A 13,832-nucleotide genomic window follows, 5' to 3' on the forward strand; every position below is an offset into this window, starting at 1 on the left:
GGAATGAGTAGCGAGATGGAGGTGGGAATCCTCCAGGCCGAATATCTAAGGTTTCCAGAGTAAAGCTGATCTGCTCTGGGTAAGTCGGGGCCTAAGGCGAGGTCGAAAGACGTAGTCGATGGATAACAGGTTGAAATTCCTGTACTGCATATCATCAGAACTGTGGGGACACAGAGAGATACCGGAACCTGGGAATGAAGATACCAGGGCAAGCGAGGTAGGTGCTAAGTTGGCAAATCCGCTTAGTAAGCTGAAGACGTGATGCGGAGCGAACAAAAGTAGCGAAGTCCGGGATTCGAGCTGTCGAGAAAAGCCGCTATTGTGTGATATGTACCCGTACCGTAAACCGACACAGGTGGATGAGGAGAGAATCCTAAGGCCGGCGGGAGAAGCATTGTTAAGGAACTCGGCAAAATGACCCTGTAACTTCGGGATAAAGGGTGCCACAGAGATGTGGCCGCAGAGAATAGGCTCAAGCAACTGTTTAGCAAAAACACAGGTCTATGCGAAACCGAAAGGTGAGGTATATGGGCTGACGCCTGCCCGGTGCTGGAAGGTTACGAGGAGAGGTTAGAGCAATCGAAGCTTTGAATCTAAGCCCCAGTAAACGGCGGCCGTAACTATAACGGTCCTAAGGTAGCGAAATTCCTTGTCGGGTAAGTTCCGACCCGCACGAAAGGCGTAATGATTTGAGCGCTGTCTCGACAATGCACCCGGTGAAATTGAAATACCAGTGAAGATGCTGGTTACCTGCGCCAGGACGGAAAGACCCCATGGAGCTTTACTCTAGCTTGATACTGGGATTCGGTACTGCATGTACAGGATAGGTGGGAGACTTTGATGACAGGACGCCAGTCTTGTCGGAGTCGCTGTTGGGATACCACCCTTGTGGTACTGGATTTCTAACCAACCTCCGTGACCCGGAGGTGGGACAATGTCAGGTGGGGAGTTTGACTGGGGCGGTCGCCTCCGAAAGGGTATCGGAGGCGCTCAAAGGTTCCCTCAGAATGGTTGGAAACCATTCAAAGAGTGCAAAGGCAGAAGGGAGCTTGACTGCGAGACCGACGGGTCGAGCAGGTACGAAAGTAGGACTTAGTGATCCGGTGGTAGAAAGTGGGATTGCCATCGCTCAACGGATAAAAGCTACCCTGGGGATAACAGGCTTATCACTCCCAAGAGTTCACATCGACGGAGTGGTTTGGCACCTCGATGTCGGCTCATCGCATCCTGGGGCTGAAGTAGGTCCCAAGGGTTGGGCTGTTCGCCCATTAAAGCGGTACGCGAGCTGGGTTCAGAACGTCGTGAGACAGTTCGGTCCCTATCCGGCGCGGGCGTAGGATATTTGAGAGGAGCTGCCCTTAGTACGAGAGGACCGGGGTGGACTGGCCTCTGGTGTATCTGTTGAGCTATCAAGCTCATGGCAGAGTAGCCAAGCCGGGACGGGATAAACGCTGAAGGCATCTAAGCGTGAAGCCCCCCTCAAGATGAGATATCCCATACGCAAGTAGTAAGACCCCTTGAAGACGACGAGGTAGATAGGGCAGAGGTGGAAGCGTAGTAATACGTGAAGCTGACTGTTACTAATCGGTCGAGGGCTTAACCAAAAGGTTATGGTTAAGGATAGGTAAGAGGAAGTTATTTCCTAAAAGGATGAAAGATAGAGAGTAGAAGAAATTCAGTGTGCAGTTTTGAAGATATATAAAGAAGACCGTTGTACAGAAATGTATGACGGTTTTTTGTGTAATAGGAAATTCCTTGGAAGTCCCTATTACACAAAAAGGCACTAACGTGCCAATGATGCGCACGTATGCGTTGACAGAAAACTCATTGTTTTCTGCTTTTTATAGCCGCGGAGGTATCTGGTGTTTTGCACATCTCTTTTTGAGTGCTGTGCTGTTTCTGCGTCGTCAGAAAGACTATCTCTTTCTATTTTTGCCAAGATTATATGAGTTCTGAACCAGAAATTTAAGGATGCGTCATGCTGCTCATGCAGCGAGAAAACGGTAACATCCGATGAAAAGAATAGATTTTTCGATTTTTTTGAAAAAGTAGTTGACATTTAAAATATAATCGGTTATACTTATCTACGTTGTTGGAAAGCAATATTCCTCGATAGCTCAGTCGGTAGAGCACGCGGCTGTTAACCGCGCTGTCGTAGGTTCGAGTCCTACTCGGGGAGTTTTTTGATCCATATACTTTATGGACCTTTAGCTCAGTTGGTTAGAGCAACCGGCTCATAACCGGTCGGTCCCGGGTTCGAGTCCCCGAAGGTCCACTCTACCCAATATGAGGTAAATAAATAATTTAATATTTGGCCCGGTGGCTCAGCTGGTTAGAGCGCCGCCCTGTCACGGCGGAGGTCGTGGGTTCGAACCCCATCCGGGTCGTTTTGATACGACTGTTATAAATTGGTTCGCGTAAGCGGATTGAGGGACAGAGTATCGTAATGGGGTCTTAGCTCAGCTGGGAGAGCATCTGCCTTACAAGCAGAGGGTCACAGGTTCGAGCCCTGTAGGCCCCATTTCATTGTTGGAAAGTAAGAAGAATTTCTGGTTGATATATCGATATAATTTGAAATGAATCAACAATAAAAGAAATTCAAAAAAATCTAAAAAACAGTTGACATTCTTCAGAATGAGTTGTATAATATGACTTGTTCGTTAAGAATAAAAAGTATGTGTGTGTAGCTCAGCTGGATAGAGCACTTGGCTACGGACCAAGGTGTCGGGAGTTCGAATCTTCTCACGCACGTCGATTTCTCTGGTTGTCAGAGAGCAAAAAGCATCCTTTTGAGGGTGCTTTTTTTGTATAATAGGGAATTCCAAGGAATTTCCTATTACACAAAAATGCACTAACGTGCCAATGATGTGCACTTGCGCGAAGATGCAGGTTGTCGCAAGCGACGCGCTCGGCGCGAGAATGTGTCAAGGCAGCAACTGTTCACAGGTAGGAATTTTCTGAACTGAAAATTCCGTACGATACAGTTCTGGCAGCAGATTTTGTCGATTTGGAATGTGCAGTATCGGCAAAATCCCGTTGATGGGCACACGTGTGCGAACCGTAACCCTGAGCACATTCTTTATTCCGTTTACGACAGCCCGGAATTGACTTTTTACCGCATGACCGATATAATAATAGGGCTGTCCCTATCAAGGCAGGTAGCTTTGCGGTTTCTATGAAAGACCGCGTGGAGGAATTATGAAAACAGAATATCTGATAAAAATTGGTTCTGTCGCGAAATGGCTGGTGCCGTTTTTTGCAGCGGTGGCGCTGCTGAACGCGTAGGTTTTAAGTGGGCAGAATAAAATAGAAAGGCTGGGAAGAAGCTGGGAGATGCATCACGGATTCTGACACAGCGGAAAGGAGAAGAGATGCAGTTAGTTCAGTTAGATATGAAGCAGATATCGAGCGAGGCAGAGATTTACGACTGCCTGGTCGGTCAGATGAATTTTACCAATGCCGATGAAAAACCGGAATGGATGAATGTGATTGAGATGAACGAGCGGGATCCGTATGAGATGGATACAGAAGAACAGCCGGAGGATCCGGAGTTTAAGAAAATTCTGGAGACACCGGAGAAGACATTGGATGGTCTGGTACAGATGCTGGCTGCCCGCCTGGCAGATGATTACTGCCTGGAAGTAATCCGGGATGAAGCGGCGGATGATGAGAAGAAAGAACTGGAAAAACGTCTGGAACGCGCACTGGAAGATGCGGCGCGCACAATCGATGAAAGAGACGGGAAATTGTATGCAATACTTGAGGATACAAAACCCATGGCATTCTCCGTTATCTGATGAGCCGGAAGAAGGATTGATTCCATGTGAGGTGGTTCGGTCTTCCCGGAAGACGATCGCCATCCAGATCACGGCGGAAGGACGCCTGGTACTCCGGATTCCGAGGAGGGCTTCGGTGCAGGCTGCGATGCGGTTTGCCGAGGAGCACCGCGACTGGATAGAAGTCCATTATAAAGAAGCGGTGGAACGCCAGAGGAACCGGAAAACATATGGAGCGGAAGAAATCCGAAATTTCACAGAAAAGCTGCGCCCGGTGCTCATGCACCGGGTTGCTTTATATGCGGCGTGCATGGGCGTAACCTATGGAAAAATCACAATCCGGAACCAGAAAACGCGTTGGGGAAGCTGCAGCGCAGCTGGAAACCTAAATTTTAACTGGCGATTGGCACTTTTGCCGGAGGATCTGATGAATTATGTGATTGTCCATGAGCTGGCACACCGGCTGGAAATGAACCATTCCGCGCGTTTCTGGACGCATGTGGAGAATATACTGCCGGACTGGCGGGAACGGCGCAGGCGGCTTAGGGAGTATGTGATATAGAAAAGAAGCACAGACATAGATGTACTCTCGGAATCTTTCTGTGCTTGATTTTGAGAGATGATTTTTTGTCAGTTGTGCCCAAATTTCTGAGGCGTTGGCGTTGCGTCCGCCTCTGAAATTCGGGTGCGGCTGGCGGAAAATCAGTCACAAAAGCAAGTGCAAAAAAGACTCCGAGAGTACATCTAGATAATAGGAGGAACAAAATGGCAGAAGAAGTCTGGATGCTTCAGACCAAGAAAGCAGATTTTAAGCAGATCGGGGCGCGGTTTCGGATCGATCCGGTTACGGCGCGTATTATCCGGAACCGTGGGATCGAAGGAGAGGCGGCGATCGACCGCTATTTAAATGGCACGCTGGATGATCTGTATGATCCGATGCTGTTAAAAGATATGGAGCGTGCCGTTTCCATCCTGTGCGAGGCTGTGGATACTGGAAAGAAGATACGGATCGTCGGTGATTATGATATTGACGGCGTCTGTTCGACGTACATATTATTGCAGGCATTTGAACGGCTGGGCAGTGATGTAGATTTTGAGATACCGGATCGCATCAAGGATGGCTACGGAATCAATGAATCGATCATCGAACAGGCGCACGCGGACGGCGTGGAGGTGATTCTGACTTGTGACAATGGTATTTCCGCGTTCCATCAGGTGGAGCTGGCGAAGAAATATGGCATGACGGTTGTCATCACGGATCATCATGAGGTGCCCTTAGATGGGGAAAAAGAGAAGATTCCCCCGGCGGATGCGGTGATCGATCCGAAACAGGCAGACTGTCCGTACCCATTTCCGGAGATCTGCGGCGCAGTGGTGGCGTACAAGCTGGTGCAGGTTTTATATGCCCGCCGGGGCGTGCCGCAGATGGAATGGCTGGATTTGCTTGAATTTGCCGCGATTGCGACGGTCGGTGATGTGATGAAGCTGCAGGATGAGAACCGGATTCTGGTAAAATACGGTCTTAAAAAGATGGCGCAGACCAAAAATCTAGGGCTTCGCAGACTGGCGGAGAAAAATAATCTTGATCTGGGGGCAATCACAGCATACCATATCGGATTTGTCATTGGACCGTGCCTGAATGCGGGCGGACGATTAAAAACGGCAAAGGAAGCGCTGGCGCTTCTGCGGGCGCAGAGTGAGGAAGAGGCAGAACGCCTGGCAGAGAAACTTAAGGAATTAAATGATACCCGCAAGGATATGACCGAGCAGGGGACTGAGGCGGCGAAGCTGCAGGTAGAGAGCTGGTACCAGAAGGACAAGGTGCTGGTGGTCTTTCTGCCGGAATGCCATGAATCGCTGGCGGGCATTATTGCAGGGCGCCTGAGGGAATATTATCAGAAGCCGGCGATCGTGCTGACGCGCGGCGAGGAGGCGGTCAAAGGCTCGGGACGTTCCATTGACGAGTACCATATGTTTAAAAAGCTGACAGAGGTCAGCGATCTGCTGCTCAAATTTGGCGGGCATCCGCTGGCAGCCGGGCTTTCGCTGGAAGAGAAGAATATTGACGAGTTCCGGCGCAGACTGAATGAAAATGCGGGGCTGACGGAGGAAGATTTTAAAGCGAAAGTCTGGATCGATGTGCCGATGCCGGTGGGATATGTGACAGAACGCCTTGTGAGGGAGCTTTCCTGTCTCGAACCGTTTGGACAGGGCAACGAAAAGCCGCTGTTTGCAGAGAAATCACTTCGCATCCGGGCGAGCCGCGTGCTGGGGCGCAACCGGAATGTCGTAAAAATGACGTTGGAAGAGACAGACGGACACGCGATCGAGGCGCTATATTTCGGTGACGGAACGGCGTTTGAGGAAGAGCGCGCCGGACGGCGGGAGATCGACGTCGTGTATTATCCGGACATCAATGAGTACAATGGAAGAAAAACGCTGCAGGCGGTGATTCGCCGTTATAAATTCCGGGGGTAAATGGCATGATAACGAGAAAAGATGTGATGCCGGTCAATTTCCTGAAAAAAGAAAAATTTACCGGAAGTGATACCGGGATGCGCTACCGGATGGAGATGACAAAGCGCGAAGTACCGAAAGAAGACGGCGCAGATGGCGAGACGGTCGAGGAGACAGTCCTGACTGTGACATCGTGGCCGGAACCATATGGATACGACGCAACGCCGGAAGAGGAGAAGACCCGCGAGGAATTTCCATTTTCGGAAGAAGGAATTGTGAGCGGGGTAGAGTGGCTGAACGGGCAGCATGCGCGGTATGTGAAGCCTGAAAAATAGACGGTTGCGTGAACAGAAAGAGTGAAAAAGTAGAATGAGTTGGAAAAAGACATTTTATGAGGGGCTAAAGAGCGGTATCCCCATTGGACTGGGGTATCTGCCGGTCTCCTTTACGTTTGGCTTCCTGGCGGTGTCGGGCGGTCTGCCGGTCTGGGTAGCAGTTTTTATATCGCTGACGAACTTAACGAGCGCCGGACAGTTCGCAGGGACAAACCTGATTCTGGCGGGGGCTGGGTACTTTGAGGTGGCATTGACGACGTTTGTCATCAACCTGCGCTATATGCTGATGTCACTGTCCCTGTCCCAGAAGCTCGATGAAAAGACGGGAACCGGGGCGCGCCTGGCACTGGCATTCGGCATCACGGATGAGACGTTTGTCGTCAGTTCCCTGCATCCGGGCATTTTGAAAGCGTCGTATATGCTGGGACTTATCACGATGCCGATTCTGGGGTGGAATCTTGGAACCTGGCTGGGAGGCGCGATCTCGGCGGTTCTGCCGCAGGCGCTGCAGAATGCGATGGGAATTGCCCTGTACGCGATGTTTATTGCACTGATTCTGCCGGCGGCACGCAAATCGCGGTCGGTGTGCTGCGTCATCATTCTGGCAGTTGTGATGGTGTGCATTTTAAAATATGTTCCGGTTTTTGCCGGTATTTCCTCCGGTTTCCGGGTGATTCTGGTTACGATCGCGGCATCGGCGTTCGGTGCATGGAAATTCCCGCATGATCCGGACGGTAAAGAAGCCGGTCAGGACGAGAGTCAGAAAGAGGGGGCAGAATGATGAATACAGCAGAGGCAGCAGGAGCAGCCGGAACACTCGATATGAAATACGTGCTGACCTGTGTCCTTTTGATGGCACTGGTTACATATATTCCACGTGTTCTTCCGGTTACGATTTTCCGGAAACAGATCCGTTCGAAGTTTATCCGATCTTTCTTAGATTATACGCCGTATGCAGTGCTGGGAGCACTGACATTTCCGGATGTATTTACCTCCACAGGACATCTCTATTCGGCGGTCGGAGGAACGATCGTAGCGGTGATTTTGGGATATAAGGGAAAGAGCCTGGTGGTAGTGGCGATCGCGGCGATTGTGACGGTTTACCTGCTTGAGATGGCAGGCGGAGGCGGTCTTTTGGCGTCGCTTTCATTTTAAGAAAAATTTAAAATGAATATGCGCGAAAGCGCGGGAAATTCATCATAAATAAAAACGAAAGGTGCAGACAAGATGATTACAATGAAGGGAGCCGCTGTTTCGGCAAAGCTGAAAGAGCAGGTGGAAAAAGGGCTGGAAACCCTGACATGGGTGCCGAAACTGACGATTATCCGGGTGGGCGAGAATCCGGATGATATTTCCTATGAAAAAGGCGCGACGAAGAAGCTGACATCGTTCGGGCTTGAGGTGGAATCGAAGGTATTTCCGGGAGATATCTCGGACGAGGCATTTAAGAGGGAGTTTGCGGCAATCAATGCGGATGCGTCGGTGGACGGTATTTTAATGCTGCGCCCGCTTCCAAAACAGATCAACGAGCAGGATATTGAAAAAATGATCGATCCGGCGAAGGATTTGGACGGTATTTCCCCAGTCAATATCGCAAAGGTGTTCAGCGGCGATACGAGCGGTTTTGCGCCGTGTACGGCGGAGGCAGTGGTATGCATGCTGAAAATGAACGATATCGCGCTTTCTGGCAAACGGGTGGCAGTCGTAGGAAGAAGCATGGTTGTGGGACGCCCGCTTTCGATGCTGCTTCTGCATGAAAATGCGACCGTGACCATCTGCCACTCGAGAACTGCCAGCTTGCCGGAGGTATGCCGGGAGGCGGATATTCTGACTGCCTGCGTGGGAAAAGCAGCGATGATCAACCACACCTATGTAAAAAAGGATGCGGTTGTCATTGACGTTGGGATCAATGTAGATGAAAATGGAAAACTCTGCGGCGATGTGGATTTTGCCGATCTGGAAGGAACTGCTTCGGCGGCAACCCCGGTTCCGGGCGGTGTCGGCGGCGTGACGACGGCGGTTCTGGCACAGCATCTGGTGCGCGCGGCATGGATGAAACAGGAAAAAAATAGTAATAAATAAGCGAAAGAAAGTTAAGAGAAAAGCAATACATTTCCTCTCGTTTTCAGGTATAACTATAGTAAGAATGACAGTGTACCAGCAGTTGTTCCGGAAGGTCCGAACCCATTGTGGGGTGGAACTCACGGATGAAGCAGAAAAACGGGAGGAATTTTTTATGAGAAAAATGGGGATGATGCGAAACAGGATGGCAGTTCTGCTGGCAGCAGGCACGATGACAATGACGTCGGCGGCAGGTCTGGCAGGTTGTACGTCCGCACCGGCATCGGTGACGGTGCAGTCGGCGGAAAATACGGGGATCACGGTGACGAGCCAGGAGAAAATCAAGGCGGAGCCGGATATTGCGGAAATTACCTACAGTGTCTATTCACAGGCGGCGGATGCGAGCACCTGCCAGTCGGAGAATCAGACGGATTTGGATGCGGTTCTGGCGCTTTTGAAGGAAAAGGGAATTGCAGATACCTCGGTGCAGACGAGCGGTCTGGGGCTGAATCCGATCTATGACTGGGACAATGGCAAGAAGATCACTGGTTATGAGATGACGACGGAGGTGGTTGTATCGGACGTTGCGATTGAGGATGCAGGGGCGATCATCAGCGATTCGGTCAATGCGGGTATCAATTCGATCGATTCGGTCCAGTACCAGTGCAGCAATTTTGATGAGATTTATCAGGAAGCGCTCAAAAAAGCCATTGAGTCGGCGCGCGTGAAAGCCGAAGCGATGGCGGAGGCAGGCGGCTGCAAGCTGGGAACGATGACGAATGTGCAGGAGTACAGCAGCGGGCAGCAGGCGCGCTATTATGACACTTCTTACAGCAGCGGCATGGCGATGAAGGAAATGGCGATGGAAGATGCGGGTGCAGGCAGAAACCTGATGCCGGGTCAGGTGGATGTTGAGGCAGAGGTTTCGGCTACCTTTTCGATTCAGTAAAAATTGTATAAACCTTCGCATATCTGGGATACTAACAGTGTGAAATGAATGGTCGGAAACGGCTGCTGTTTCATGAGAATGTAGAACAGAATGCGGAGGTTTATTTTTTATGTGGGGAATGATAACCGCGCTGGTTTCCGGCGCACTCATGAGTATACAGGGCGTGTTTAATTCTGCCGTGATGAAGCAGACCAGCATGTGGGTATCGGCTGGCTGGGTGCAGATAAGTGCGTTTGTGGTTTGCCTGCTGATGTGGCTTTTTACGGGGCGCGGCGCGGTATCGGAGCTTTGGCAGATCGAACCGCGGTATATGCTGACCGGCGGCGTGATCGGGGCATTTATCACGTACACGGTCATCAAGAGCTTTGACGCGCTGGGACCGGCAAAATCAGCGCTTCTGATCGTCGTGGCGCAGATCCTGGTGGCGTACCTGATTGAGGTGTTTGGCTGGTTCGGTGTGGAGAAAGCGGGATTTGAGTGGCGCAAGGCGATCGGGGCGGCGGTTGCGATTGCGGGGATTGTGATTTTCAGATGGGAATAAAAATTTTCTGCTTGTGTTTAAAGGGGGTTTTGGTTAGAATAGAATTACGGACAAAACGCGCCTCGGAAAAAGAGGGGTGCAGAAGATGAAACAGACAAATCAAACAGTAAATCGGAAACGATGGATGCGAACAGGGGCAGTCGGCGTGGTATTTTTGGCGGCTGTTTTGTGTTTTGGTGTGCAGAGCCGGCGAGAGAAGCGGACGGTGGTGCTGGAGACGCAGAACAGTTTTTCAAAAGAAGTGGATGATTCGCAGGAAAGCTCCGAACGTCCAGCAAAACGGTCAAACGGTGGGGCAGTGGATGGGGATAATGAAGCAGCAGAGAACGCTGCGCCTGAGGAGCAATCAAAAGAAAATCCCCAAACGCCGGAACCGAGAATCCTATATATCCACGTCTGCGGCGAGGTAGCCGCACCGGGCGTCTATGAGCTTCCGGCGGGCAGCCGTATGTATGAGGCGGTTGAAAAGGCGGGCGGGATGACGTCGGAGGCGGCGCAGGAATCTGTAAATCTGGCGCAGGCGATCGAGGATGGACAGCAGCTTCGGATTCCGAGCCGGGAAGAGATTCGGAAATATCAGGAAACAGGGAAGGATGTCTCCGGGCTTCTGGGAGCCGGAGGCGCTGCTGGGAATGGCAGCGAGTCAGCTTCGCAGAAATCTGGAAGCAGTGCAGCATTGATTAATTTAAACACAGCTTCCAAAGAAGAGTTGATGACTTTAAACGGTATCGGCGCGGCGCGGGCGGAAGCGATTCTTTCTTACCGGGAGCAGAGGGGCGGTTTCCGGACGATTGAGGATATTATGAAGGTGCCTGGCATCAAGAACGCGGCATTTCAGAAGATAAAAGATAAGATTACAGTATAGAGAGATAGAAGCATAGTGGTTGAGGTGGAGAATGGCGAAGGTATTAGTGGTAGATGATGAAAAATTAATAGTAAAAGGAATCCGTTTCAGTCTGGAACAGGATGGATTTGAAGTTGCCTGCGCCTATGACGGGGAGGAAGCGCTTCAGATGGCGAAGGAGACGGAGTATGATATGGTTCTTCTGGACGTGATGCTGCCGAAGCTGAACGGATTTGAAGTCTGCCAGGCAATCCGGGAGTTCTCCGAGATGCCGATCATTATGCTGACCGCAAAAGGCGACGATATGGATAAGATTCTGGGGCTGGAATACGGCGCCGATGATTATATCACGAAGCCATTTAACATTTTGGAAGTAAAGGCGCGCATCAAGGCGATCCTGCGCCGCAATTCCAAGAAATCGAGACAGGAGCCGCAGCAGACAAAGAAAGTCATCGAGGCGGGCGATCTGACGCTGGATTCGGACAGCCGCCGGGTCTTTATCGCTTCCCGCGAGATCAATCTGACCGCGAAGGAATTTGACCTTCTGGAGCTCCTGGTGTGCAATCCGGGCAAGGTTTACAGCCGCGAGGAGCTGCTGCGCTTTGTCTGGGGCAACCGGGCGGCGGCGGGCGGCGATGTCCGCACCGTAGACGTTCATGTGCGGCGGCTGCGCGAGAAGATCGAGCCGAGTCCGAGTGATCCGAAATATGTACATACGAAATGGGGCGTGGGGTACTACTTCCGGATTCGGTAATGTAGAAAAGAACTCAGAAGAGGATGAAAGGGGCGCTGCAGGGGAGTGTGTATCCCGGCAGCAGCTCTTTTTCTTTAGGTGACAAAGGCAGATGGGGCAGAGAATGAACGAGGAAAACCAAAAACAGGATCAGAAGGATGAAATTGCAGGGAAGCAGGAAGAGCCGGGACAGATAGTTTCAGAAAAAGTGGAGAAGAAACGAGAGAAGAAACCAAAGAAAAAGCGTCTTCGCATCCAGGGCGCCGCGTGGAGGCGGCTGGATAACACGGCGAAGCTCTTTGCGGCGGTGTCGGGCGAGGATTTAAGCAGTGTATTCCGGATTTCGGCGGTTCTGAAAGAAAAAGTAGATCCGGAGCTTTTGCAAAGGGCGCTTGTGCGGACACTTCCGGAGTTTGAAAATTTCCGGGTGAAGCTGCGGAAGGGATTTTTCTGGTATTATTTTGAGACGAACAACCGGAATCCGGGCGTGGAAGAAGAACAGAGTGCACCGTGCCGTTTCATTGATCCGCACCGGGGGGCGCGGTTCCCATTCCGTGTGAGCTACTATGGATGCAGGATCAATTTTGAAGTGTTTCACGGGCTGACGGACGGACTGGGGGCGCTGCGGTTTGCTTCACGGCTTACAGAACATTATCTGGAACTGGTGAAAAAATTGCCGGTTGTGGTGCAGGAGCGGGAGTTTTCGCCGCTCCGGGAGGACGATTATCTGCGACATTACCGGAAACTGCCGCATCGGCATTATAACAGCAGACCGGCGATTGCGATTCAGGGGGAATTTCTCCCATTTGATCAGATGGCAGTGCTGCAGGGGACGATTGAGGTGTCGGAACTGAAGACGGAATGCAGGAAGGTGGGGGTCAGCATCACCAAATATCTGGCGGCGGTGCTTCTCTGGGCGATCATCCAGACGGAGACGGATGGGAAAACGCTGAAACGTCCGGTGGCGCTCAATCTTCCGGTGAACCTACGGAGTTTTTTTGAGTCGGAGACGCTGGCAAACTTCTTTGCTGTCGTGAATATTTCGTGGGCGGCGGGAAAGGCGCCGGAGGCATTGGAAGAAGTGATTGCGTCTGTGAGCCGCCAGATGGATGAGCAGATCGTGAAGGAGCGGCTGGAGGAGACGATCTCCTACAATGTGTCGAATGAGAAAAAATGGTATGTGCGGGCGATCCCGCTATTTGTCAAACATCTGGCGATGCAGTTGATTTTTCTGCACACCAGCCGCGCCCACACGATGACATTTTCCAACATCGGACCGGCGCAGGTTCGGGAGGAACTGAAAGATTCGATCGAGGGCTTTCAGCTTCTTGTCGGCGCATCGCCGAAGCAGCGAATGAAATGCGGGGCGGTGGCGTATGACGGGAAATTATGCCTGTCGTTTACGAGCGCGATGGCAGAGAACCGGCTTCCGGAGTTTTTCTTTCACTTTTTGGAGGAAAAGGGCATCCGGGTAGAGCGAGAGAGCAATGGAATCACGGATACGAAGCATGATAAAGGACGTTATCCAGTGATTGCCCAGGATCGAGAGCGCGTGCGCCGTGCGGTGCGGGGATTTTATGTGTCATTGGTGCTCGTATCGCTTCTGGCGGGGCTTACGAATCTGGCGACTTATCATCGGATTCCGTTTAAATGGTCGCTTCTGACGGCGGGCGCGGCGGCATATGTGGCGATGACGCTGCGGTTTTCGGTCATGCGGCATGCGAGCCTGGCAGGAACGCTGGTGCGGCAGTCCCTGGGAATTCAGGCAATTTTGCTTCTGATTGACGCGCTTACAGGGCTTCGGGGGTGGTCGGTGGACTACGCGATCCCATGCGTCGCACTGTTTGAGGTGGCGGCGGTTCTTCTGATGATGTTAGTCAACCGGATGAACTGGCAGAGCTATTTTATGTATCAGATCACAATTACATTTCTGAGCTTTGTGCCGTTGATTTTCTGGAAAATCGGGTGGACGCATCATCCGCGTCTGACGGTGCTGGCAGCAGGTGTGTCGGTGGCAGCGCTGGCGGCGACGGTGATTCTGGGCGACCGGAGTGTGAAGCGGGAATTGAAGAGGCGGTTTCATGTGTAAATGGCAGGAAAATCGGTCACAGTAAAGGAACGATCTATAAAAATACG

12 protein-coding genes, 5 tRNA genes and 1 rRNA gene (1 of these 18 only partly in view) are annotated in these 13,832 nt (G+C 51.4%); all 18 read left to right on the forward strand.

Going from position 1 to position 13,832, the window contains the following annotated elements:
* A 23S ribosomal RNA gene (locus tag PG862_RS09740) occupies positions 1-1,604 on the forward strand; its annotated part reaches 1,115 nt to the left of the window's first position; the annotation flags it as partial.
* Between the two features lie 502 nt (positions 1,605-2,106).
* Positions 2,107-2,179 (forward strand) — tRNA-Asn (locus PG862_RS09745).
* Positions 2,180-2,201: 22 nt separating this feature from the next.
* Positions 2,202-2,275 (forward strand) — tRNA-Ile (locus PG862_RS09750).
* Positions 2,276-2,313: 38 nt separating this feature from the next.
* Positions 2,314-2,387: transfer RNA gene (locus PG862_RS09755), tRNA-Asp, on the forward strand.
* A 61-nt stretch (positions 2,388-2,448) separates the two neighbouring features.
* Positions 2,449-2,521: transfer RNA gene (locus PG862_RS09760), tRNA-Val, on the forward strand.
* A 156-nt stretch (positions 2,522-2,677) separates the two neighbouring features.
* Positions 2,678-2,751, forward strand: a tRNA-Arg gene (locus PG862_RS09765).
* A 620-nt stretch (positions 2,752-3,371) separates the two neighbouring features.
* Positions 3,372-3,797, forward strand: coding sequence for a hypothetical protein (locus PG862_RS09770; RefSeq protein WP_022358685.1), 426 nt, complete (start codon positions 3,372-3,374; stop codon positions 3,795-3,797).
* Positions 3,751-4,338 (forward strand): M48 family metallopeptidase, encoded by a 588-nt coding sequence (locus PG862_RS09775; protein ID WP_118293952.1) that lies wholly within the window; start codon positions 3,751-3,753, stop codon positions 4,336-4,338. Before PG862_RS09770 ends, PG862_RS09775 begins: the two co-directional genes overlap by 47 nt.
* A gap of 203 nt (positions 4,339-4,541) precedes the next feature.
* Entirely contained in the window at positions 4,542-6,254 is a 1,713-nt protein-coding gene (gene recJ, locus PG862_RS09780; RefSeq protein ID WP_118638349.1) for a single-stranded-DNA-specific exonuclease RecJ, read from the forward strand.
* 5 nt (positions 6,255-6,259) lie between these two features.
* Positions 6,260-6,568 carry a hypothetical protein gene (locus PG862_RS09785; RefSeq protein WP_107001309.1) on the forward strand — a complete coding sequence of 103 codons (309 nt, stop codon included), beginning with the start codon at positions 6,260-6,262 and terminating at the stop codon, positions 6,566-6,568.
* Between the two features lie 34 nt (positions 6,569-6,602).
* Positions 6,603-7,349 carry an AzlC family ABC transporter permease gene (locus tag PG862_RS09790; RefSeq protein ID WP_117796867.1) on the forward strand — a complete coding sequence of 249 codons (747 nt, stop codon included), beginning with the start codon at positions 6,603-6,605 and terminating at the stop codon, positions 7,347-7,349.
* A 41-nt stretch (positions 7,350-7,390) separates the two neighbouring features.
* On the forward strand, positions 7,391-7,723 hold the full coding sequence (locus tag PG862_RS09795) for an AzlD domain-containing protein (protein ID WP_118638358.1): 333 nt from the start codon (positions 7,391-7,393) through the stop codon (positions 7,721-7,723).
* Between the two features lie 72 nt (positions 7,724-7,795).
* Complete coding sequence (locus tag PG862_RS09800) at positions 7,796-8,650, forward strand: bifunctional 5,10-methylenetetrahydrofolate dehydrogenase/5,10-methenyltetrahydrofolate cyclohydrolase (RefSeq protein ID WP_118638348.1); 855 nt, start codon at positions 7,796-7,798, stop codon at positions 8,648-8,650.
* 154 nt (positions 8,651-8,804) lie between these two features.
* Complete coding sequence (locus tag PG862_RS09805; RefSeq protein WP_243022837.1) at positions 8,805-9,578, forward strand: SIMPL domain-containing protein; 774 nt, start codon at positions 8,805-8,807, stop codon at positions 9,576-9,578.
* A gap of 109 nt (positions 9,579-9,687) precedes the next feature.
* Complete coding sequence (locus PG862_RS09810) at positions 9,688-10,119, forward strand: DMT family transporter (RefSeq protein WP_022359281.1); 432 nt, start codon at positions 9,688-9,690, stop codon at positions 10,117-10,119.
* 85 nt (positions 10,120-10,204) lie between these two features.
* The gene (locus tag PG862_RS09815) at positions 10,205-10,984 is read left to right on the forward strand and encodes a helix-hairpin-helix domain-containing protein (protein WP_117796870.1); all 780 of its coding nucleotides are present in this window, start codon (positions 10,205-10,207) and stop codon (positions 10,982-10,984) included.
* 31 nt (positions 10,985-11,015) lie between these two features.
* Positions 11,016-11,717, forward strand: coding sequence for a response regulator transcription factor (locus PG862_RS09820; protein ID WP_022359279.1), 702 nt, complete (start codon positions 11,016-11,018; stop codon positions 11,715-11,717).
* A 91-nt stretch (positions 11,718-11,808) separates the two neighbouring features.
* Positions 11,809-13,785 (forward strand): DUF6320 domain-containing protein, encoded by a 1,977-nt coding sequence (locus PG862_RS09825; protein ID WP_270707252.1) that lies wholly within the window; start codon positions 11,809-11,811, stop codon positions 13,783-13,785.
* Positions 13,786-13,832: the final 47 nt, after the last annotated feature.

Source organism: Clostridium fessum, assembly GCF_027698965.1.
Lineage (GTDB): Bacteria > Bacillota > Clostridia > Lachnospirales > Lachnospiraceae > Otoolea > Otoolea fessa.

Excerpts from the sequence above, each read along its gene's own strand:
- PG862_RS09790 (WP_117796867.1), top strand. The coding sequence starts at position 6,603 with ATGAGTTGGAAAAAGACATTTTATGAGGGGCTAAAGAGCGGTATCCCC.
- PG862_RS09805 (WP_243022837.1), top strand. The coding sequence starts at position 8,805 with ATGAGAAAAATGGGGATGATGCGAAACAGGATGGCAGTTCTGCTGGCA.
- PG862_RS09785 (WP_107001309.1), top strand. The coding sequence starts at position 6,260 with ATGATAACGAGAAAAGATGTGATGCCGGTCAATTTCCTGAAAAAAGAA.
- PG862_RS09825 (WP_270707252.1), top strand. The coding sequence starts at position 11,809 with ATGGGGCAGAGAATGAACGAGGAAAACCAAAAACAGGATCAGAAGGAT.
- PG862_RS09820 (WP_022359279.1), top strand. The coding sequence starts at position 11,016 with ATGGCGAAGGTATTAGTGGTAGATGATGAAAAATTAATAGTAAAAGGA.
- PG862_RS09795 (WP_118638358.1), top strand. The coding sequence starts at position 7,391 with ATGAAATACGTGCTGACCTGTGTCCTTTTGATGGCACTGGTTACATAT.
- PG862_RS09815 (WP_117796870.1), top strand. The coding sequence starts at position 10,205 with ATGAAACAGACAAATCAAACAGTAAATCGGAAACGATGGATGCGAACA.
- PG862_RS09810 (WP_022359281.1), top strand. The coding sequence starts at position 9,688 with ATGTGGGGAATGATAACCGCGCTGGTTTCCGGCGCACTCATGAGTATA.
- PG862_RS09800 (WP_118638348.1), top strand. The coding sequence starts at position 7,796 with ATGATTACAATGAAGGGAGCCGCTGTTTCGGCAAAGCTGAAAGAGCAG.
- PG862_RS09775 (WP_118293952.1), top strand. The coding sequence starts at position 3,751 with ATGCAATACTTGAGGATACAAAACCCATGGCATTCTCCGTTATCTGAT.
- recJ (WP_118638349.1), top strand. The coding sequence starts at position 4,542 with ATGGCAGAAGAAGTCTGGATGCTTCAGACCAAGAAAGCAGATTTTAAG.
- PG862_RS09770 (WP_022358685.1), top strand. The coding sequence starts at position 3,372 with ATGCAGTTAGTTCAGTTAGATATGAAGCAGATATCGAGCGAGGCAGAG.